Consider the following 19,746-nt stretch of genomic DNA (forward strand, 5'->3'; position numbering starts at 1 on the left):
GGGGGGCCGCCCCCCCGGGGCGGGCCGCGCCCGGCCCCGGGCCGCCCCCCCCGCCGCCCCCCCCCCCCCCCCCGGTCGCGTACGTCGTGCCGGGCGGCCCGGGTCGTCGGCCGCCACCGGGGCGGGCAGCGGTGCGCCGTCCGGGGCTCCCGCCATGGCGGCCCGGTGACCAGCCGGCCGGTCCGGCCACCCGGGGCGGCAGGCTAGGTTGCACGGATGAGTCTCCTCGATGACGTCGCGCAGCGCGACGGCTGGCGATGCTGGGTGTGCGACGAGCCGGTCGACGCCGACATGTCGGTGAACCACGCGCGTGGCCCCAGTGTCGACAGCCGCACCGCCGACCGGAAGGCCAAGGTCGTGGAGCGGCTCGCGCACCGCTCCTGCAACAGCCGCAAGGGGGCGGTCAAGGTCGTCGTCGCCTGGCCGGATCACCTGCACGTGGTGGAGCCCGCGCCGCTGATCACCGTCGCCGAGCGGCTCTCCCGCAAGGCAGGCCGTGAGGTGGTCGCCCGCTGTCCGCGCCGCAGGGACGCCCAGGAGGCGGCGGACTGGCTGGTCGACCGGTTCTCCCGGCTGGTGCCCGGACTGCCGGTGACCGCGAGCGTCGAGGAGGGCGGTGGGCAGTACCTCGTCGCCCTGACCAGCGGTCGTCGCTGACGGCGAGGGCTCGCCACTTCCCCGGACGTCGGGTCAGCTCGGCAGGGCGTCGCCTCCCACCGCTCCCCCGACCGCCGCCATGGTCGCCGGCCAGCGCAGGTCGACCCCCCGCCGGGCCAGCTCGGACTGGAAGTCCTCCAGCAGTTTCGGGCTGGCCCGGACCCCGTGCGGCGACGTCTGCCGGTCCAGACAGTAGGCGGCCAGCGCGCCCGCGGCCTCCCCGATCGACCACTCGGCCGGGTGCACCCGGTAGCAGCCGTTGGTGATGTGGGTGGTGCCCACGGCCTTCCCGGCGGCGATCACGTTGGTGACCCGCTCGGGCAGCAACGCACCGAGCGGGATCTCGAACGGGTGCGCCGCCACGTCGAGGTAGCCGTCGCCGCCGGTCGTCGGGTGCAGGTCGATCCGGTAGTGACCGGTGCCGACCGTGTCGGGATAGTGGACCGCACCGGCGGCCCCGCGCACCGCGACCGACAGGTCCTGCTCGGTCGGCGTGGTCACCGCCACCAGCCGGCGGGCTTCCCTGATGTACGGCGCCTGCGCGAAGCCGTCGGCGGTGCCGGTCACGTCGGGGCGCAACCGCAGGCCGGGGAAACCGGTGCCACCGTCCGGGCGGGGCGCCTCGGTCTGCAACCAGTACAGGAACGCGTTACTGGCCTCCCTGGCCCGCCGGACGTGCCGCCCGGCGTCCGGCACGTCGAACAGCGGCCCGTCCAGATAGTCGTTCATCGGCCAGTTGACCAGCGTCACGTCGCTGGGGAACAGGCCGGGCCGGAACGCCTGCCGGTCGAGGATCCGCCGGTACGTCCACAACTCGGGCGCGACCAGGCCCTCCTCCATCGACGTCGCCGTCGAGCGGGGGTTGGGGGTGAACCGCCCGGTGACCGGGCGACCGGTGCGCGGATCGGGATAGTTCCAGCTGAACAGGGGGCCCGGCCAGCCGGGTGCGGTCCGGGTGCGCCAGTGGTCGTAGTCGGCCGGCCGGTCCACCGTGTGGTCGCCGTCGACGTGTTCGAGGGCGAAGCAGACGGTGGCCGCCTGCATGTTCAGCGGAGCGGGCCGGTCCGGGGCGCTCGGTTCGCCGGTCTGCGCCTGCGACTCGGTGCCGGTGCGGTGTTCGATGCCGGCCAGGGCCAGCAGCTCACCGGTCTCGCTCGCCTCCAGCACGAGGCTGGCCCCGAGGTGGCACAGCGTTCCGTCGGCGAGCCGGACGGTCAGGGCGGTCACCTCGTCCCCGTCGGTGTGCGCCCGTTGCACCTGCGCCCGGGTGTGCACGGTGAGCCGTCCCGCCGCCCGCCAGGGGGCGATCATGGCCTGGAGTACGGCCAGCGCCACCCGGGGCTCGTGACACAGCGGACTGACCCAGCCGTTGCCCGGGTTGAGTGGACGGTCGGACCCGTCGGCGGCCAGCGGATACCAGCGCCGGTAGTGGTCGCGTACCTCCTGCCGGAACCGGCGGTAGCTGGCCGTCGAGCCGTGCGTCTCGATCCAGGGGTGCTCGTCCGGCGGCACCGCCTGCGAGGTGAGCTGTCCCCCGATCCACCCGTACGGCTCGACGACGACGACCCGGGCGCCGCCCTCGCAGGCGGCCAGCGCGGCGGCCATCCCGCCCACGCCCCCGCCGACCACCAGGACGTCGGTGTGCTGCTCCGTCGGGGTGGTACGCATCAGTCCGCCTCGCCTCGTCGTGCGGTCAGGGAGAAGTGGTAACGGTCGCCCCGGTAGAGCGACACCGCGCGTTCGACGGCCCGACCGCGTCCGTCGTAGCCGATCCGGCGGACCTCCAGCAGCGCCGCCGAGGGCGGGATCTCCAGCAGGTCGCACTGCCGGCGGGTGGGCACGACTGCGGCGATCATCTGCTGGGCCACCGTGACCTGGACGTGGTAGCGGTCCTTCATGATCCCGTAGAGCCCGTTGTCGAGGTTCTCCACGAGCAGCCCGGGGAACAGGTCGGCCGGCAGGTGCACCTCTTCGAGGCACATCGGTGCGCCGTCGGCGAGCCGGAGCCGCTCCACCCGGTAGAGCAGCGACCCCTCGGGCAGTCCGAGGTCCGAGGCGTCCGCGTCGCGGGCGACCATCGCGTCCGCGACGATCAGCTTGCTGCTCGGCTGCAGGCCCCGGGCCAGCATGTCCTCGGTGAACCCGCTGAGGCTGGTGCCCTTGGCGATCCGGGTGTCGGAGACGAAGGTGCCCTGCCCCCGGATGGTGTAGACCAGGCCGGCGTCGAGCAGTTCGCGCAGCGCCTGGCGCAGCGTCGTCCGGCTCACGCCGAGTTCCTCGGCGAGGTCCCGTTCGCGGGGCAGGGCCGAGTGCGCCGGCAGGCCCGCGACACGGTGCCGGAGTTCGGTGCGGATCTGGCTCAGTTTGGTGGTCATCACGAGTCCAACCGGGGATGCGGGCAGGCCTGCGCGAACCTGCGCGTGGTGTTGACCGGGTCCGAGATGGCGGTGCCGACGACGACTGCCCATGCGCCCTCGTCGAACGCCGCCGCGACCTGGGTACGGGTACGGTATCGCCCCTCGGCGATGACCGGAACCGGACAATGTCGACTGAGCTTCCCCACCAGGGCGATGTCCGGTCCGTCGGGGACGGGGCCGGTGACGTATCCGGACAGCGTGGTGCCGACCAGGTCCGCGCCGGCGTCCACGGCGGCCATGGCCGCGTCCACGCTGTCCACGTCGGCCATGAAGAGCGCCCCGCCGGCATGGGTCGCCGCGACGAGGTCGGACAGCTTCTCCCCGCCGGGCCGGGGACGGCCGGTGGCGTCGGCCGCGACGATCTGCGCCCCGGCACCGGTCAGCGCGGCCACGTCGGCCTCGGTCGGGGTGATGTAGACCGGGCTGCCGGGGGTGTGCCGCTTGACCAGTCCGACCACCGGCACCCCGAGGCCGACCATGCCCCGCACGTGGTCCACGCCCTGCCCCCGCAGGCCGGCGGCACCGCCGAGCACGGCCGCGGCCGCCATCGCCATCATGTGTCCGGTGTCCCGGAACGGGCTGCGACCCTGGGCCTGGCAGGACACGACCAGGCGTCCACGGATGGCTTCGGCCACGTTCATCGGTGTTCTGCCTTTGCGTCGAAGTCGGTCTGGACGGTGAGTGCGGCGAACGGGCCGGGCGGTGCGTCGGCCAGGGCCAGCGCACCGGCCAGCGGGTCCCCGGCGGCCGGCACCGGCTGCGCCGCGGGCGCCGCGGCGCGCAGCGCGGCGGTGAACGACGGCCACAGCAGGTCGGTGGCCCGGAAGACCCCGCCGGTGCCGGCGACCGGCACCGGGGCCGCGCCGAGGCCGGCCCGGAACAGCGCCCCGGCCACCGATTCGGCGAGCAGTTCGCCGGCCCGACGCCAGATCCGTGCGGCCTCGTCGTCGCCGGCGCGGGCCAGGTCCGCGACCGTGGCGGCGAAGCCTGCGATCCGGTCCGGGGTCGGTGGGTCGGCCCGCCAGCGGGCCGGCAGCGTCTCGACCGGCCCCCAGGCGGCGGTCACCGCGTCGGCCAGTCGGCCGGGCGCGGCCCGGTCCCGGTCGCGCAGGGCGCGCCGGATCGCGGTCCGGCCGATCCAGTGTCCCGAGCCCCGGTCGCCGAGGTCGGCACCCCAGCCGTCGGAGCGGGCGGTCCGGCCGCCGGCGTCGGCGGCGAGGACCACCGCGCCGGTGCCGGCGGTGACGACCGCGCCGGGGACCGGGCCGAGCGCACCGAGGTACGCGGTCACGCTGTCGTCGGCGACCCGCAGCCGGCCGGACCGACCGAGGGAGCGCAGCCCGGCCCGCAGGGCGTCGGTGGCCGGTGGTTGGCCGTTGAGCCCGGTCATGCCGACGCCGACCAGCACCCTCGGCTCCGGGCCGAGCGGGCCCAGGCCGGCAAGCGCGCCGGCCACCGCCTCGGCGATCCGGGTGCCGGCGTCACCGGCCCAGAAGCCCGGGGTCTCGGCGTGCCCGGTCGAGCGGCCGTGCCGGGCCACCGCGCGGCAGCCGCCCTGGCCCAGGTCGACCCCGACGCGGACGGGGTCGGTGCCGCTCACCGGGTCACCGCCGTGGTCGACGGCGCGGCGTCGGCGAGGCTGGACTCGGCGTAGTGGCAGGCGACCTCGCGTCCGGCGACCGTGCGCAGTTCGGGTTCGACCTCGGCGCAGCGCGGCTGGGCGAGGCGGCACCGGGTCCGGAAGCGGCAGCCGGACGGCGGCGAGGCCGGGGACGGCACCTCGCCGGTAAGCAGGATACGTTCGGCCGGCGGCGTCGCCCAGGGACGGGGCACCGGGGCCGCCGAGATCAGCGCCCGGGTGTACGGGTGGGCCGGGGTGTCGTACACCGTCGCCGCCGGCCCGGTCTCCACGATCCGGCCCAGGTACATCACCGCGAGGTCGTCGCTGATGTGCCGGACCACCGACAGGTCGTGCGCGATGAACAGATAGCCCAGCCCCAGGTCGGCCCGCAGGTCGGCGAGGAGGTTGAGGGTCTGCGCCTGGACCGACACGTCCAGCGCGCTGACCGGCTCGTCGCAGACCAGGATCCGGGGCGACATGGCCAGGGCGCAGGCGATGCCGACGCGCTGGCGTTGGCCGCCGGACAACTGGTGTGGATACCGGTCGGCGAGTTCGGCGGCGAGGCCGACCCGGGCCAGCAGGTCGGCGGTGCGGGCCGGCCACTGGTCGCGGGGGACGGGGCCGCGGTGCACCCGCCACCCCTCGGTGACGATGAAGGACACCTTCTTGCGGGGGTTCAACGACGAGTACGGGTCCTGGTAGACCATCTGGATCTCGGCGGTCAGCCGGCGTCGGCGGGCCGCGTCGGCGGTGTCGATCCGTTCGCCGGCGTACCAGATCTCGCCACCGGTCGGGCGGCGCAGGCCGACGATGGTCCGGGCCAGGGTGGACTTGCCGCAGCCGGACTCGCCGACCAGGCCCAGGGTGCGGCCGGTGGTGACGGTCAGGCTGAGCCGTTCCACCGCGTGCACGGCCGCGCCCCGGTGCAGCAGGCCGCCGTGGGTCGGATAGCTGACCCGCAGCTGCCGGACCTCAAGCCGCGTCGGCGACGTCGACATCGGCCATCACCTCCTCGGCGTAGTGGCAGGCCGCCTCGTGGCCGGCGGCGACCGTGCGCAGGGTGGGCCGGTCGGTGCGGCAGGCGCTGCGGGCGACGGGGCACCGGGGGTGGAACGGGCAGCCGGCCGGCGTCGCCAGTGGCGACGGCGGCATCCCCTCGATCGGGGTCAGCCGCTCCCCGGGGCGGTCGGGGGCGGGGACCGAGGCCATCAGCCCCCTGGTGTACGGGTGGGCCGGCGCGTCGTACACGGTGCGCAGCGGCCCCGACTCGACGACCGTGCCGGCGTACATGACGGCGACCCGGTCGGCCACGTCGGCGACCACCCCGAGGTCGTGGGTGATGAGGATCATCGACATCCCGTCGGCCTCGCGCAGGTCCCGTAGCAGGTCCATGATCTGCGCCTGCACGGTCACGTCCAGCGCGGTGGTCGGTTCGTCGGCGATGAGCAGCCGGGGCCCCAGGGCGAGGGCCATCGCGATCACCACCCGCTGGCGCATCCCGCCGGAGAACTGGTGGGGGTAGTCGTGGGCCCGGCGGGCGGCGTTCGGGATGCCGACCCGTTCCAGGCCGGCGACGGCGCGCCGCCAGGCCTCCCGGCGTGAGGTGCGCTGCCGGACCCGGAACAGTTCGGCGATCTGCTGGCCGACCCGGACCACCGGGTTGAGCGCGGTCAACGAGTCCTGGAAGACCATCGCCATCTCGGTGGCGGACAACTCGCGGGTACGCCGTACCGGCAGCGCGGAGATCTCCTCGCCGTCGTAGCGGATGGTGCCGCGTTCGATCGTGGCGCTGTGCCGGGGCAGCAGCGCCATCACCGCGCGGACGGTGACCGACTTACCGGACCCGGACTCCCCCAGGATCGCCAGTGTCTCGCCCCTGCCGACGGAGAACGAGACACCGTTGAGCGCCCGGTAGGCGCCGAGCGGGCCGTCGAACGAGACGACGAGATCGTCGACCGTCAACAGGGGGCGGGACGTGTGCGGTGGTGCGACCATCGGGTCCTCCGGGTCCGGTTCTCGGGTCAGCGCAGCGATACGCCGGCGAAGTCGGGCAGGTCGTTCGGGGTCGGGGTGAACCCCTCGACGTTGCCGCGCAGCACGACGTTGCCGTTGAGGTCGAGCGGGAAGAGGCCGACCGCCTGGTCCCAGACGATCTTGCCGGCCTGGGCGTACAGGGCGGCCCGCTTGTCCTGGTCGAGTTCGGCGCGGGCGGCGAGCAGGATGCGGTCGAGTTCCGGGTTGGCGTAGCCGTTGCGCTTGGCGGTCGACAGGTAGAGCCGGGCCAGGGTGAAGTCGGCGTCGCCGGTGACCGTGCTGCCGGTGGTCATCGTGCTGTCCCAGTCGAGCTTGAGCAGCTTGTCCAGCCAGGTGGCCCGTTCCAGTTCCTGGGGCTTGACCACGATGCCGACCTTGGCCCAGTCGCTGATCATCGCGTCGGCGAAGGAGTTGCCGTTGGTGCAGCAGCCGCTGCTCCACATCATCGTGGTGGTGAACCCGTCCGGGTAGCCGGCCTCGGTGAGCAGCTGCCGGGCCCGGGCCGGGTCGTAGGTGTACGGGTTCTGCCCGGCGGCACCGAACACGGCCTCCGGCAGCGGTCCGGTGGCCGGGGTCCCGGCCTGGTCGAACAGCGACTTGCTGATCTTGGCGAAGTCGACCGCGTGCCACATGGCCTGCCGGACCCGCGCGTCGGTGAACGGCTTGCGGGAGCTGTTGAACCAGATGTAGTAGTTGGCGTACGTCGGGAACGACCGCACGGTCAGGTCCTTGTTGTCCCGCAGCCCGGTCAGCTGGTCGGGCGGCAGGCCCCAGGTCACGTCGATCTCGTTGTTCGACAGCGCCGTCACCCGGCCGGACACCTCGGGGATGTAGCGGTAGGAGATGCTGGTCAGCTTCGGCCGGTCGCCCCGGTAGGTGTCGTTGCGGACCAGGTTCACGCTCTGCCCGGCGGTGAACGACGAGACCTTGAACGGGCCGGTGCCGTACGGGGCGTCGAAGAACGCGTTGTCGCCGAGCTTGGCGGCGGGGGCGATCCAGAGCAGGGTGAGGTTGCTCAGCACGGTGCCGAGCTGGCTCGTGGTGTGGATGGTCAGGGTGCGCTCGTCGGGGGTGCGGATGTCGTCGACGGTGGCCCACAGCCCGGCCAGCGGCCCCTTACCGTCGATCAGCGCCCGGAGCGACGCCTTGGCGTCGGCGCTGGTCAGCGGCGTCCCGTCGGCGAAGGTGACGCCGCTGCGCAGCACGAACTGCCAGGTCAGCGGGTCGGGGTTGGTCCAGCTCTCGGCGAGCTGCGGGGCGATCTTCCCGTCCTTACGGACCACGAGGGTCTCGAAGACCTCCTGGACGACGGTGAGGGTGGGCTGGTCGGCGGAGTTCGCGGCGAACGGGTTCAGCGAGACCACCGGGGTCGGGTTGGCTACCCGCAGGGTGGTGACGCCGCCGCCGTCACCGGCGGGGTCGTCGGAGCCGAAGGAGCACGCGGTCAGTCCGAGTACGCCGGCGAGGGCCAACGCACCGAGCCGGATGGTCGAAGATCTCATGTCTTCCCATTTCACTGACGGGTTACCGGGTGGAGAGGTTCGGATCGGAGCGGTCCCGTAGTTCGTCGCCGAGCACGCCGACGCAGACCACGAAGACGGCCAGGACCAGGCCTGGCAGGGTGGCGATCCACCAGGCGCTGGCCAGGTAGTCGCGTCCGTTGGCGATGGTGGTGCCCCAGCTCGGCGTGCCGGCCGGGATGCCCAGGGACAGGAAGCTCAGCGACGCCTCGGCGACGATGACGAATCCGAGCTGGACGGTGGCGATGACCAGCAACGGGCCGGCCACCGCGGGGAGCACGCAGTGCCGCACGACGTGCCACGGCCCGGCGCCGAGGGTGCGGGCCGCGTTGGCGAAGTCCCGGGAGCGGGTCGCCATGGTCTGCGCGCGGGCCACCCGCGCGAAGATCGGCCAGGTGGTGATGGACAGGGTGAGTACGACGTTGGTGACGCTGGAACCGAGCACGCCGGCGACGAAGACGGCGAGCAGGATGGACGGGAAGGCCAGTTGGATGTCGGCCAGCCGCATGACTGTCGCGTCCACCACCCCGCCGAGGTAGCCGCAGAGGATGCCGATCGCGGCGCCCACCGTGCCGGCCAGCAGCAGGGTCGCCGCGCCGACCAGCAACGAGATCCGGGCCCCCTGCATGATCTGGGGTAGCAGGTCCCGGCCGACCTGGTCGGTGCCGAGCAGGGCCAGGCCGCCGTCGGACATCCGGCTGCCCGGGGGGAGCAACCGGTCGGTGACGGAGGTGGCGATCGGGTCGTACCGGGCGATCAGTGGCCCGATCACCCCGGCGACCAGGTAGGCGGCGATCACCCCGAGCGGGAGCCACAGGCGCAGCCGGCGACGTCGGCGCCGGGGCGCGGTGGCCGGTGGGGTCGCCGTCGCGTCGGGCGGGCCGCCGTCGGTGGGCATGACAGGGGTGCCGAGCACGGCCGAGCCGGGTACGCCGTCGGACACGGTGGTCACCTCTCAGACGCTCTCGCGGACCCGGGGGTCCAGCCGGACGTACAGCAGGTCGACGAGCAGGTTGATGACGATGAAGATCACCGCGACGGTGATCACGCAGGCCTGCACGACCGAGTAGTCGCGGGCGGCGATGGCGTCGGTCATCAGCCGACCCACCCCCGGCCAGGCGAAGACGGTCTCGACGATCACCGCGCCGCCGAGCAGGCTGCCGAACTCCAGGCCGGCCACGGTGACGACGGGGATCAGCATGTTGCGCATGGCGTGCCAGCCGACGACCCGGGTCTCGGACAGGCCCTTGGCCCGGGCGGTGACCACGTAGTCCTCGTGCAGCACGTCGAGCAGCCCGGAGCGGACCAGCCGGAGCACCACGCTGAGCAGCGGCAGGGCCAGTGTCACCGCCGGCATGACCATCGCGGCCGGGGACGCGGCACCGGAGCTGGGCAGCAGGTGCAGGAACCGGGAGAAGACCAGGATCAGCATGATGCCGACCCAGAACGTCGGCAGGGACTGGGTGAGCATCGACAGCACCGAGACCACCCGGTCCACCACGCCGTTGGGTCGGGTGGCGGCCAGGGTGCCCAGGGCGAACCCGAGGACCAGGGCGATGGCGAAGGCGGTCAGCGCCAGGGCGGCGGTCGCCGACAGGTGGGTGAGCACCAGGTTGGTCGCGGCGTCGTGCAGCCGGAACGACTCACCGAAGTCGAGGGTGACGGCCCGCCGGAGGAACTGGACGTACTGGACGGGTAGCGAGGCGTCGAGCCCGTACTCCCGGCGCAGCGCCTCGACGGCCGACGGGTCGGCGTCCGGGCCGAGAACCGCGGTCGCCGGGTCGCCGGAGACCGCCCGCATCGCGAAGAAGACCACCGTCGCCGCGCCGAACAGGACCAGTACCGAGATCGCGAGGCGACGCAGCGCGTACCGCAGCATCCCGGCCCCTCAGTTGCCGGGCGGCGGGTCGCCGGCCAGCGCCGCCTCGATGTCCTCGACGACGGCGACGGCCGCGCGGCCCTCCTCGGCGCTGACCGGTGTCGGTCCGCCGGTCAGCGCGGCGTCGACGAACGCTTCCAGCTCGGTGCGCAGGTTGTAGGCGCCGCCGCCGTCGCGGCCGGGCCAGAAGTAGGTGTCCATGAAGCTGGCCACCCCGTCGCGGCGGGCGTACAGCAGGTCGTTGTGCGAGAGGTTCATCTCGAGGATGCCGTGCTCGCCGACGATCCGCAGTCCGGCGTCGGCGCGCGACGGGCGGGAGTGCGGCAGGGTCCAGTTGTTCTCCATGGTGCCGATGGCCCCGTCGTCGAAGCGGACCGTGGCGTGTACGACGTCGTGGCTGGGCGAGAGCACCTTGCGGCCGACCGCGCCGGTGACCTCGACCTCGCGGCCGGTCACGAACCGGAGCAGGTCGGCGTCGTGGATGCCGAGGAACCAGGCGACCGAGGTCCGGTCCCAGATCCCCTCGCCCACCGCCTGCGAGGTGCACCGCCAGACCTTGACGTGCCAGATGTCCCCGAGTTCGCCGGAGCGCACCACCTCGCGCAGGCGCAGCACCCGGGGGTCGAAGCGCAGCACGTGGCCGATCATCAGCGCGTTTGGATCGGGCCGGCCGGCGATGATCCGGTCGCAACTGGCCAGCGACAGCGCCATCGGTTTCTCCAGCAGCACCCGCCTGCCCGCCGCGAGCGCGGTGAGGGTCGCGTCCTCGTGCAGGTGGTCCGGCGTGCAGACGCTCACCGCGTCGACCTCGTCGAGGAGGTCGCCGATGTCCGGGACGGCCCGGACGCCGAGGTGGGTCTCGGCCCATTCCCGGTTGCGCGGCGAGATGTCGACGACGGCCACCAGTTCGGCCTGCCGCACGTCGCGCAGCGCGCGGGCGTGCAGCTGCCCCTGGACCCCGATCCCGACGACACCGACCCTTAAGCGGTCCACACCCGGCCCCCACTGTTGCGTACCTACGAAAGCTAGATGTGTACCTAGCTCCGATAGTTGTACACCTGCGGTGGGGGTCGCGCAAGATGCGAATTCACCTCCGCATCCGGCCCCCGACCTGCGGGATCGACGACCGGCGGTGGCTGCCCGCATGGCGGCGACGCAGCACCACCAGGGCCGCCGACAGCAGCACCACCCCCGCGCCGACGCCGGCCGACAACCACCGGACCGGCGCCGGGGACGGGTCGACCGTGTCGGCGACCCACTCCCGGAGAACGTCGGTGCGGGCACTGAAGTCGGGACCCGGATGGGGACATCCCGGCCCGGTGCTGACCAGGGCCACCAGGACGGCCGTACCGTCGGCCCGCTCCCGGAAGTAGGGACCGCCGGAATCGTGCGGACACGGACTGGTGTCCGCCCGGGGCCGCCGGCCGGAGGTCTCGACGAGGTCCGCACCGACCCGGTCGACGGTGAACTCACCGGTCTGGAGCCGGGCCGTCGGCGCGACCGCGTCGGCGGCGGTCAGGCCGTACCCGGTCAACCGCAGCACCTCGCCGGCCACCGGCGGCCCGTCGGCGATCTCCAGCGGCGGCACACCGGTGACCGCGGTGTCGAGTTCGACCAGGGCCACGTCCGCGCCGTCCGCCTGACGGACCGCGACGACCCCGGCCTCGTAGCCGTCCCGGCCGCCGAGGTCCGTCCGCCCGACCGTGACGGTGGTCCGCCCGGCCACCGTCCGGCTCACCCGCCGGCCGTCCGGGGTACGGAAGCAGTGGCCGGCGGTGATCACCCACCGCGGCGCGACCAGCGCGCCGGAACACCAGCTGTCCCGGGTGCCGCCGCCGTCCGCCGGCAGGCCCGTCATGGTCAGCCGGGCGGTGAACCGGTACGCGCCGTCGGCCGCGTCCTCGCCGTGGGCGATCGCCGACGCCGGCCGGGGCGCGACGGGAGCGACGGCAACCGCCGTGGCCGCCACGGCGACCATGACACACTGTGTGGCGAGTCGGAGCACGGGTTCACCAGCCTGTACGCACGGGAGCAGGAACGCTGCGATGCTGCGCCCCCGGCCGTCCGGGCGGCGTCAGCGGCGCCCTTATCGGTTCTTTATGCGCCGGGTGCCAGCCTTGCGGGCGGTCCCGGGCACGGGGGAGGCGACGGGAGGGAGACGGCGTGCGGGTGCTGATGGCCGACGACGAGCGGGTGCTGGCCGACATGGTGGCCGAGGGGCTGCGCCGGTTGTCCATGGCCGTCGACGTGGTCTACGACGGCGACAGCGCCCTGGAACGGCTCGCCGTCAACCGCTACGACGTGGCCGTGCTCGACCGGGACATGCCCGGCCAGAGCGGCGACGAGGTGTGCCGGTGGATCGCCGGCTCCACCACCGGCACCCGGGTGCTGCTGCTGACCGCCGCCGCCGGCATCCGGCAACGCGTCGAGGGCCTCGGCCTGGGCGCGGACGACTACCTGACCAAGCCGTTCGCCTTCGCCGAACTCGTCGCCCGGTTGCAGGCGCTGTCCCGGCGCTCGACCCCGGCGCTGCCCCCGGTGCTGGAACAGGACGGCCTCGTGCTGGACGTCACCCGGCACACGGCCACCCGGGACGGGATGCCGCTGTCGCTGTCGCCCAAGGAGTACGCCGTCCTGCACGTGCTGATGCGCGCCGGCGGCCGGGTGGTCAGCGCCGAGGACCTGCTGGAACAGGCGTGGGACGAACACGCCGACCCGTTCACCAACACGGTACGGACCACCGTGATGACCCTGCGCCGCAAGCTCGGGGACCCGCCGGTGATCCACACCGTGCCCCGGGTCGGCTACCGGCTCGGGGCATGAACCTGCCCTCACCGGCCCGGCGGATGCTCCTGGTCGTCGGGGCGCTCCTGCTCGTCGCCCCGTTCGTGACGACGGCCGCCGACCTGCTGCTCGCGCTGTGGCGGGAGTTCGGCCCGTCGTGGTGCGCCACCCCCGAGTTGCGGGCACCGGGCGACGACGCCCCGTTCGTCTGTGTCCAGGTGTTCCGGCGGCCGAGCATCCCCCTGGCGATCGCCGTGACGATCGTGCTGCTGACCCTGTTCGCCGCCGCCTACCCGGCCGTGCGCTGGTGCCTGCGTCCGCTGCGGGACCTCGCCCCGGTGATCGCCGACGTCGGGCCGCAGAACCTGGGCCACCGGCTCAGGCCCGGCCCCGGCCGCGACGAGCTGGCCGTCCTCGGCCGCACCATCGACGAGATGATGGACCGGATCGCGGTGGGGTACGAGGCGCAGCGCCGGTTCGCCGCCGACGCGTCCCACGAGCTGCGCACCCCGCTGGCCGTCCAGCGCACCCTGATCGAGGTCGGCCTGACCCGCAGCCTCACCGACGACCAGCTCGCCCTGCTCGCCGCGCAACTGCTGGAGACCAACGAACGCAACGAGCGCCTGATCGAGGGGCTGCTGGTGCTCAGCGAGAGCGACCGTGGCCTGCTGACCCGCGTCCCGCTGCGGCTCGACCGGATCGTCGCGACGGTGCTCGACGCCCACCGCAGCCGCGCCGAGCAGGCCGGGGTCACGATCGTCAGCCGGCTGAGCCCCCGGCTGGTCGTCGGCGAGCAGGTGCTGCTGGAACGGCTGGTCGTCAACCTGGTGCAGAACGGCCTGAAGTACAACCGGCCCGACGGCACCCTCACGGTTCAGGTGGGCACCGATCCGGCGCTGGTGGTCGAGAACACCGGTGACGACGTCCCCCCGGACGAGGTCGCCGCCCTGTTCGAGCCGTTCCGACGCCGGTTCGGCAAGCGCATCGACCACAGCGGCGGCGCGGGCCTCGGCCTGGCGATCGCCCGTTCGATCACCCGGGCGCACGAGGGCATCATCACCGCCTCCTCCACCGGCCGCGACGGGCTGCGGGTGCAGGTGACGTTTCCGGCGATGGAGACGGACGAGGCCGGAGGCCGGTGAGGGACGCCGGGTGGGGCGCAACTCCGGGACCGGTCGGCTGTCAGGGTTCGAGTTGGATGTGCTCGGGGTCGATGAACTCGACGCGGAGTCGGTCGTCGGCCAGCAGGTCGACCACGCGCTGCCAGTGCGCCGCGCGCCGGCTGCAGATCTCCCGCAGGCGGGTGAGGTCCGGCTGGTCACCGTCGGCGTCGAGCCGCCGCAGGGCCCCCAGGCCCAGCTCGGCGGAGGCGGCGCTGAGCTCGGCGGTCACCCGACCGATCTGCTGGACGATCTCGTCCACATGCGCGGTCAGGTCCGCCACCCGTTCCTCGACGGCGCCGTCGCGCCGCAGCGGCGACTCCAGGCCGTCCGGCACCTCGATGACCAACTCCTCGAACGTCGGCACCGGTGGCGGGAACCGGAGATCCGCGACGCGCACCAGGTCCACCGCCTCGGTGACCAGCCGGCTGAACTGGGCCCGGTGCAGCCAGTACCAGGCGCGGTCCTCCGCCATCTTCCCGAGCAGACGCCAGGTGCGGTTGTCGAGGTCGAGCCATTCGATCATGTCGTGGACATCGCCCCGCCACGGCGGGGCACACCGCCGGTGCCAGTTGCGTTCCAACAGCCCGGCTCCGTCGTGGAGCAGCTTCTTGACGTACGCCGCGATCCGGATCCGGGTGACGTTCTCGGGACGTCGCAACACCGACCGCATCGGCTGGTAGAGGTCCAGTTGCAGGAAACGGAACTCGTCGCTGCCACGGAGGCGACCGAAGTCCGGGTCACTGCTGCCGATCCAGCTACGCAGCCGGGACGCCACGCCGGTCTGGGTCGTGGTCTGCAGCGAGACCTGCGCGGCGGGCCCACTCTCGGCGGAGGCCATCGCGGCCTGGAGTTCGATCACGGCGTACCCGGTCAGCGACCGCCGCCGCCGGTGGTCCTCCAGCCAGGCGGGAGGGGAGGGTGCCAGCTCCGCCGCCGGGCTGGGCGGAAGAACCGGAACGTAGCCGTACAGGGCGTAGGAGTAGACCGCCGCCGCCGCGTAGTAGTCCAGGTAGTCCAGGCGTCCGGGGCCGAGGCGGCGACGCTGGGCGCGGCCGATGGCGTCCCGCAGCCGTTCCGGCTGGACGGGCCAACTGCGCACCATCGCCTCCGTACGCCGGTACCGCCGACGCGACCACCAGCGCCGCATGTTCGGCAGATCCCCCACCTGCTGCCCGGTGAACCAGTCGACGGTCAGGCCGGCGACCGTGAGCCGGTCCTGGGTCAGGTCGTGCAGGGCCCGGCCGAGTCGCAGCGGCGCCCACACGTCCCGCGCCAGGCGCAGCAGTCTCCTGCTCACCTCCGAGCCGGTGCCCGGCACCAACCAGGCCAGGGCCGAGTCCTGGTAGAGCCGGTGGAACTCCTGGAGCGCGGCCAGGTTGAGCAGCACCCGGGCGGTGGCGACGGCTTCCAGCGCCGTCCTGGTCCGCTCGCGCGCCGCCGCCCGGTCCGCGGCGTTGCGGAACGCCGACAGCACCGGCCAGTAACGTTCGACGAAGGCCACGGTGAGGCGGTCGCGGATCTGGTCGCGCAGCACCCTGCGCTCCCCGACCGCGTCCGTGGCGAACCAGTCCTCCACCGTGCGTTCCGAGTACGCCAGGGTCTTGGCGTACTGGTAACGCAGCCGGATGAGTTCCCGGCGGCGTCTGACGGCCCACAGCATCGCCACCGGGTAGCGGAAGGGGTGCCGCCACCGGTCCCGCCGCCGCGTCCACAGCGACGCCGTGTACCGGCTCTCCAGCTCACCGAGACAGAGCGCCCCGTGGTACGTGTCCAGCGCGGCGAGGAAGAGCCCGAGGTCCTCCTGGACGCTCGCCACCATCATCCGGATGTCGGAGTTGAACGGATCCAGCCGCAACGCCTCCCGGTACCACCAGAGCGCATCGTCGAGCCGCCGTTCGTCGTGCCGCTTCTTGGCCTCGTTGTACGCCTCGAAGAGCCCGGTCGGCAGGTCACGGTGCCGCCACGACCGCCACGGGGCCTTCCGCGCGAGGCGGGTCATCGGCAGGATCTTGGCCATCGCCCAGTAGGCGGCCTTGCAGGTGGCGTCCTCCCAGGTCGCGCCCCACTCGGTGGTCGTCGCGCTGCCCGTGCCGCCCGCGAACGAGGTGACCGTGACCGACAGTCCGCAACCGGGCTCCTGCTTGCGCTCCTGAAGGGTCGCCCTGATCAGGTAACCCGTCTGCGGCCAGAGCCGTGCCATGAACTTCGGCAGGACCGCCAGCGGGTTCGTCAACGTCTCCGGTGACTCGCCGAGGACGACGAGGAAGTTCTGTGGTGGTAGGGCCGCCGGCCCCGCGTACGGCGGATAGATGCTGGTGCTGGCGAGTTGCCGGCAGAACCTGCTCTTCAGGTACGCCGCCCGGCCGGTGTCCTTCGGGTCCGCCGCGTTGTCGAAGTCCCGCACGTCGACCGCCCCCGGGCGGTACGCCAACCTTTCACGGTAGTAGTAACGCCACATCGCGAAGGCCACCACGAACAGGATCAGCACCCAGAGCCGTCGCCACAGGTCGGTGTGCGGGCTGCCGAAGGCACAGGCCACTCCGATCAGCACGAGACGCAGGGGCTCGAAGAATGTCCAACCGTCCCCGGAAGCCGCTTTCTCGGTGGCCCGACCCAGGTGCCAGAGGGCCGAGAGCAGTGCCAGGGTGCTGAGGATCCCGAGGAGTAGCCAGCGGGTCGGTCGCGGGATGGGCAGCGGGGAGGGCGGCGGATGGCCGCCGTTGTTGATCCGGTGCGGATACCGCGCCCGCCAGGACTCGGGACGTGGATCCTCCCGACGCTCGGCGGCAGCGCGCCGGTTGTCCATCCCGAATGCTCCTGACGACCGTCCTGACCTGCGCTTTCAGGTCAGTGTTCCGGCCCGGCCGAGCTGGGTGACGAGAAATCCGAGTTTTCCCGCTGGCGGGGCACCGCACCGAGGGGTGACCTGTCACCACCGAGCCGCTGTCAGTCGCTGTCGCCCGGGCGGGCGACCGGTTCGCCGCCGATGCAGCCCACGTTCACCTCGAACTCCCCCGCCGGGCCGGCGAAGGTCACCTCGGCGTCGTCGTCCGGGCCCCGGTCCACGTCCTTCACCCGGTAGTCCTGCGCCGGGGCCCACGAGACCAGCCGCACCTCGGACCCGACGCACTCGGCGACCGCCGTACCGCCGGGGGTGGCGAAGCTACGGCGCTGGCCGGGCGTCGCGGAGGGGCCGACGGCCGGGGCCGACGACGCGGACGCCGCCGGGGCCGACGGTGTCGCCGGGGCCGGCTCCGGGGCCGCCAGAGCCCGTTCCACCTCGGCCTGGCTGCGCACCCCGCCGGGGGTGCCGGTGATGCTCTCCCCGACCAGCCGGATCGCGGCCACCCCGATCAGGGTGGCGAGCACGGCGGCGGCCAGCCAGCCGGCGGTGGCGAGGAGCGTACGGCGACCCATGCCCCGACTATGCCCGACCGGCCGCTAAGCCGGGCCCGGCGGCAGGATAAGCGGAGGTTAAGAGCCGGCCCGTCAGCCGGTGGCACCGGCTAGCCTGCCTAGCGGTGGCAACCCTGCTCCTGATCGGGGACGACGGATGAGACGGCGGCTGGCGCTGCTGGTCGCGGCGACCAGCTGCCTGACCCTGGTGGCCTTCCTGGTGCCGCTGGCCCTGCTGGTGCGCACGGTCGCCGAGGACCGGGCCACCGTCCGGGCGACCGCCGACGTGCAGGGGCTGGTGCCGGTCGTCGGCACCGCCGACACCGCGACGATCCGGTTGACCGTGGAACAGCTCACCGCCGAGTCGGGGCGACCGGTCAGCGTCTACCTGCCCGACGGCACGGTGCTCGGCGCGCAGGAGCCGCGTACCCCCGCGGTGGCGCTCGCCGCCCGCGGCCAGAGCCTCACCGCGGAGCTGGACGGCGGGCGGGAGATCGTGATCGCGGTGCAGGGCCGGGCCGACGGCACCGGCGTGATCCGCACCGTGGTGCCCCGCGCCGACGTCACCGCCGGGGTGGCCCGCGCCTGGCTGGTGCTGGCCGCGCTCGGCATCGTGCTCGTGCTGCTCGGCCTCGCCGTGGCCGACCGGCTGGCCCGCACCCTGGTCCGGCCGATCACCGAACTGTCCTCGGTCTCGCACCGGCTGGCCAACGCCGAACTGACCGCCCGCGCCGAACCGGCCGGCCCGCCGGAGCTGCGGGAGGTCGCCGGTGCGCTCAACCACCTGGCCGCCCGGATCCAGGTGCTGCTGCGGGAGGAACGCGAGCAGGTGGCGGACCTGTCGCACCGGCTACGGACGCCGTTGACGGCGTTACGGCTGGAGGCGGAGTCGCTGCGCGACCCGGACGACGCGGCCCGGGTGGCGGCGGCCGTGGACGGGTTGGAGCGGGCGGTGACCGGCCTGATCCGGCAGGCACGCTGGCGCAGCGACCCGGCCGACGGTGATCCCGGCGCGGCCACCGCCGACGCCGCCGCGATCGTGGGGGAACGGGTCGCCTTCTGGTCGGTGCTGGCCGAGGACACCGGCCGCACGGTCGACCTCGACCTCGCGGCCGGGCCGCTGCCGGTCGGGGTTCCCGCCGACGAGTTGGCCGCGGCCGTGGACGCGCTGCTGGGCAACGTCTTCGCGCACACCCCGGAGGGCACCGGCTTCACCGTCCGGTTGACCCGGGAGGCGGCCGGGGCCGCGCTGACCGTCCACGACGCGGGACCGGGGATACCGGCCGTGCTGGTGGAGCGGGGGGCCAGCCAGGCCGGCTCGACCGGGCTCGGCCTGGACATCGCCCGGCGGGCCGCGCAGGCCAGCGGCGGTCGGCTCGACCTGGGGTCGGGCGCGCAGGGCGGCGCGGTGGTGACGCTGCGGCTCGGGCCGCCCCGGTCGGCCTTAACCGGAGCTTAGGGTCGGCGCAGCGCGCCGCTATCCACCGCCGGAGCACGCTGAGCGCACCAACCGAGAAACTCCGGAGGTACGCATCATGAAGCGCACATCCCTGCTCCTGGCCGCTGCCGGCGGCGCCGCCGTCCTCGCCGTCACCGGCACGGCGATCGGCGTGTCCGCCGCGGAACGGGCCCCCGGCCCCACCGCCACCGCGACCACCGCCCCGGCCCCGGTGGACCCCACCGTCGTGCCGACGACCGCGACCCCCGGCGGTACGCCGACGGCGGGGACGCCGGGTGGGAGCCCGACGGCGGGGACGCCGGGTGGGAGCCCGACGGCGGGGACGCCGGGTGGTGGCACCGCCCCGGCCACCGACGACGCGGTGAGCCAGCAGCGGGCCGGTGAGATCGCGCTGGCCAAGGTGGGTGGTGGTCGGATCACCGAGGTCGAGCGGGAGCAGGAGGAGGGCCGCCCGGTCTGGAGTGTGGAGATCATCGACGGCGACACCGAGCATGAGATCGACGTCGACCGGGAGAACGGCGGCATCGTCAAGTCCGAGCAGGAGAAGGCGGACGCCGACGACCGGTCCGGTCGCGACGACGACTCCGACGACCGGGACGACGACGGCGACGACGACTGACGGTCCGGACGTCGGGTGGGGCACCCGGCCGGTCCGACCGCCCACCGGCGGTAGGGACGGCCGGTGCCGGCACCGCGCGGTGCCGGGTGGGCGGCCCCCGCCACCACACCGCGGGCCGCCCCCCCCGCGCCCGGGCACGGGGGGACCGGTGGCGGGGCCCCGCGCCGGCCCCCGGGGCCGCGTGGGCGTCCGCCCCC

Annotated in this window: 18 protein-coding genes; 5 read left to right on the plus strand and 13 right to left on the minus strand. The window is 73.7% G+C overall.

Annotation, left to right across the window (positions count from 1 at the left end; genetic code table 11):
• Positions 1 to 216: 216 nt before the first annotated feature.
• Positions 217 to 657, plus strand: a complete 441-nt coding sequence (locus ACOJTC_RS08505) for a hypothetical protein (protein WP_204926598.1) — start codon at positions 217 to 219, stop codon at positions 655 to 657.
• A gap of 33 nt (positions 658 to 690) precedes the next feature.
• On the opposite strand, the gene ACOJTC_RS08510 is transcribed toward ACOJTC_RS08505, so the two are convergent.
• From ACOJTC_RS08510 to ACOJTC_RS08560, 11 genes are all read right to left on the minus strand, one after another.
• Entirely contained in the window at positions 691 to 2,325 is a 1,635-nt protein-coding gene (locus ACOJTC_RS08510) for an FAD-dependent oxidoreductase (RefSeq protein ID WP_420116420.1), read from the minus strand.
• Entirely contained in the window at positions 2,325 to 3,032 is a 708-nt protein-coding gene (locus ACOJTC_RS08515) for a GntR family transcriptional regulator (RefSeq protein ID WP_377683796.1), read from the minus strand. Before ACOJTC_RS08515 ends, ACOJTC_RS08510 begins: the two co-directional genes overlap by 1 nt.
• Complete coding sequence (locus ACOJTC_RS08520) at positions 3,032 to 3,715, minus strand: N-acetylmannosamine-6-phosphate 2-epimerase (protein WP_357931096.1); 684 nt, start codon at positions 3,713 to 3,715, stop codon at positions 3,032 to 3,034. Before ACOJTC_RS08520 ends, ACOJTC_RS08515 begins: the two co-directional genes overlap by 1 nt.
• Entirely contained in the window at positions 3,712 to 4,674 is a 963-nt protein-coding gene (locus tag ACOJTC_RS08525; RefSeq protein WP_420116421.1) for an N-acetylglucosamine kinase, read from the minus strand. Before ACOJTC_RS08525 ends, ACOJTC_RS08520 begins: the two co-directional genes overlap by 4 nt.
• Positions 4,671 to 5,693, minus strand: a complete 1,023-nt coding sequence (locus tag ACOJTC_RS08530; RefSeq protein ID WP_420116422.1) for an ABC transporter ATP-binding protein — start codon at positions 5,691 to 5,693, stop codon at positions 4,671 to 4,673. The genes ACOJTC_RS08525 and ACOJTC_RS08530 overlap by 4 nt, the downstream gene beginning before the upstream one ends.
• Positions 5,668 to 6,690 carry an ABC transporter ATP-binding protein gene (locus tag ACOJTC_RS08535; RefSeq protein WP_420116423.1) on the minus strand — a complete coding sequence of 341 codons (1,023 nt, stop codon included), beginning with the start codon at positions 6,688 to 6,690 and terminating at the stop codon, positions 5,668 to 5,670. The genes ACOJTC_RS08530 and ACOJTC_RS08535 overlap by 26 nt, the downstream gene beginning before the upstream one ends.
• Before the next feature lie 26 nt (positions 6,691 to 6,716).
• Positions 6,717 to 8,231, minus strand: coding sequence for an ABC transporter substrate-binding protein (locus tag ACOJTC_RS08540; RefSeq protein WP_420116424.1), 1,515 nt, complete (start codon positions 8,229 to 8,231; stop codon positions 6,717 to 6,719).
• A 22-nt stretch (positions 8,232 to 8,253) separates the two neighbouring features.
• Positions 8,254 to 9,201, minus strand: coding sequence for an ABC transporter permease (locus ACOJTC_RS08545; protein ID WP_420116425.1), 948 nt, complete (start codon positions 9,199 to 9,201; stop codon positions 8,254 to 8,256).
• Between the two features lie 3 nt (positions 9,202 to 9,204).
• On the minus strand, positions 9,205 to 10,128 hold the full coding sequence (locus ACOJTC_RS08550; protein WP_204926607.1) for an ABC transporter permease: 924 nt from the start codon (positions 10,126 to 10,128) through the stop codon (positions 9,205 to 9,207).
• 9 nt (positions 10,129 to 10,137) lie between these two features.
• The gene (locus ACOJTC_RS08555; protein ID WP_420116426.1) at positions 10,138 to 11,121 is read right to left on the minus strand and encodes a Gfo/Idh/MocA family protein; all 984 of its coding nucleotides are present in this window, start codon (positions 11,119 to 11,121) and stop codon (positions 10,138 to 10,140) included.
• A gap of 94 nt (positions 11,122 to 11,215) precedes the next feature.
• A complete protein-coding gene (locus ACOJTC_RS08560; protein ID WP_420116427.1) occupies positions 11,216 to 12,106 on the minus strand; it encodes a S1 family peptidase in 891 nt (296 codons plus the stop codon).
• A gap of 185 nt (positions 12,107 to 12,291) precedes the next feature.
• Here ACOJTC_RS08560 and ACOJTC_RS08565 point away from each other — a divergent pair, with 185 nt between their 5' ends.
• Both ACOJTC_RS08565 and ACOJTC_RS08570 read left to right on the plus strand, forming a co-directional pair.
• Positions 12,292 to 12,951: a response regulator transcription factor gene (locus tag ACOJTC_RS08565; protein ID WP_204926610.1), complete on the plus strand. Its 660-nt coding sequence runs from the start codon at positions 12,292 to 12,294 to the stop codon at positions 12,949 to 12,951.
• On the plus strand, positions 12,948 to 14,054 hold the full coding sequence (locus ACOJTC_RS08570; RefSeq protein WP_420116428.1) for a sensor histidine kinase: 1,107 nt from the start codon (positions 12,948 to 12,950) through the stop codon (positions 14,052 to 14,054). The genes ACOJTC_RS08565 and ACOJTC_RS08570 overlap by 4 nt, the downstream gene beginning before the upstream one ends.
• 40 nt (positions 14,055 to 14,094) lie before the next feature.
• Here ACOJTC_RS08570 and ACOJTC_RS08575 read toward each other — a convergent pair whose 3' ends face one another.
• The gene (locus tag ACOJTC_RS08575) at positions 14,095 to 16,881 is read right to left on the minus strand and encodes a hypothetical protein (protein ID WP_420116429.1); all 2,787 of its coding nucleotides are present in this window, start codon (positions 16,879 to 16,881) and stop codon (positions 14,095 to 14,097) included.
• Between the two features lie 140 nt (positions 16,882 to 17,021).
• The gene (locus ACOJTC_RS08580; RefSeq protein ID WP_420116430.1) at positions 17,022 to 17,492 is read right to left on the minus strand and encodes a septum formation initiator; all 471 of its coding nucleotides are present in this window, start codon (positions 17,490 to 17,492) and stop codon (positions 17,022 to 17,024) included.
• A gap of 136 nt (positions 17,493 to 17,628) precedes the next feature.
• Here ACOJTC_RS08580 and ACOJTC_RS08585 point away from each other — a divergent pair, with 136 nt between their 5' ends.
• Together ACOJTC_RS08585 and ACOJTC_RS08590 are read left to right on the plus strand one after the other, a co-directional pair.
• Positions 17,629 to 18,930, plus strand: coding sequence for an ATP-binding protein (locus ACOJTC_RS08585; RefSeq protein ID WP_420116431.1), 1,302 nt, complete (start codon positions 17,629 to 17,631; stop codon positions 18,928 to 18,930).
• Between the two features lie 76 nt (positions 18,931 to 19,006).
• Positions 19,007 to 19,549, plus strand: coding sequence for a PepSY domain-containing protein (locus tag ACOJTC_RS08590; protein ID WP_420116432.1), 543 nt, complete (start codon positions 19,007 to 19,009; stop codon positions 19,547 to 19,549).
• Positions 19,550 to 19,746 lie beyond the last annotated feature (197 nt).

The organism is Micromonospora sp., assembly GCF_048594385.1.
Classification (GTDB): Bacteria; Actinomycetota; Actinomycetes; order Mycobacteriales; family Micromonosporaceae; genus Micromonospora; species Micromonospora wenchangensis.

Excerpts from the sequence above, each read along its gene's own strand:
- ACOJTC_RS08585 (WP_420116431.1), top strand. The coding sequence starts at position 17,629 with ATGAGACGGCGGCTGGCGCTGCTGGTCGCGGCGACCAGCTGCCTGACC.
- ACOJTC_RS08535 (WP_420116423.1), bottom strand. The coding sequence starts at position 6,690 with ATGGTCGCACCACCGCACACGTCCCGCCCCCTGTTGACGGTCGACGAT.
- ACOJTC_RS08515 (WP_377683796.1), bottom strand. The coding sequence starts at position 3,032 with ATGACCACCAAACTGAGCCAGATCCGCACCGAACTCCGGCACCGTGTC.
- ACOJTC_RS08510 (WP_420116420.1), bottom strand. The coding sequence starts at position 2,325 with ATGCGTACCACCCCGACGGAGCAGCACACCGACGTCCTGGTGGTCGGC.
- ACOJTC_RS08560 (WP_420116427.1), bottom strand. The coding sequence starts at position 12,106 with ATGGTCGCCGTGGCGGCCACGGCGGTTGCCGTCGCTCCCGTCGCGCCC.
- ACOJTC_RS08570 (WP_420116428.1), top strand. The coding sequence starts at position 12,948 with ATGAACCTGCCCTCACCGGCCCGGCGGATGCTCCTGGTCGTCGGGGCG.
- ACOJTC_RS08550 (WP_204926607.1), bottom strand. The coding sequence starts at position 10,128 with ATGCTGCGGTACGCGCTGCGTCGCCTCGCGATCTCGGTACTGGTCCTG.
- ACOJTC_RS08540 (WP_420116424.1), bottom strand. The coding sequence starts at position 8,231 with ATGAGATCTTCGACCATCCGGCTCGGTGCGTTGGCCCTCGCCGGCGTA.
- ACOJTC_RS08580 (WP_420116430.1), bottom strand. The coding sequence starts at position 17,492 with ATGGGTCGCCGTACGCTCCTCGCCACCGCCGGCTGGCTGGCCGCCGCC.
- ACOJTC_RS08590 (WP_420116432.1), top strand. The coding sequence starts at position 19,007 with ATGAAGCGCACATCCCTGCTCCTGGCCGCTGCCGGCGGCGCCGCCGTC.
- ACOJTC_RS08520 (WP_357931096.1), bottom strand. The coding sequence starts at position 3,715 with ATGAACGTGGCCGAAGCCATCCGTGGACGCCTGGTCGTGTCCTGCCAG.
- ACOJTC_RS08575 (WP_420116429.1), bottom strand. The coding sequence starts at position 16,881 with ATGGACAACCGGCGCGCTGCCGCCGAGCGTCGGGAGGATCCACGTCCC.
- ACOJTC_RS08505 (WP_204926598.1), top strand. The coding sequence starts at position 217 with ATGAGTCTCCTCGATGACGTCGCGCAGCGCGACGGCTGGCGATGCTGG.
- ACOJTC_RS08530 (WP_420116422.1), bottom strand. The coding sequence starts at position 5,693 with ATGTCGACGTCGCCGACGCGGCTTGAGGTCCGGCAGCTGCGGGTCAGC.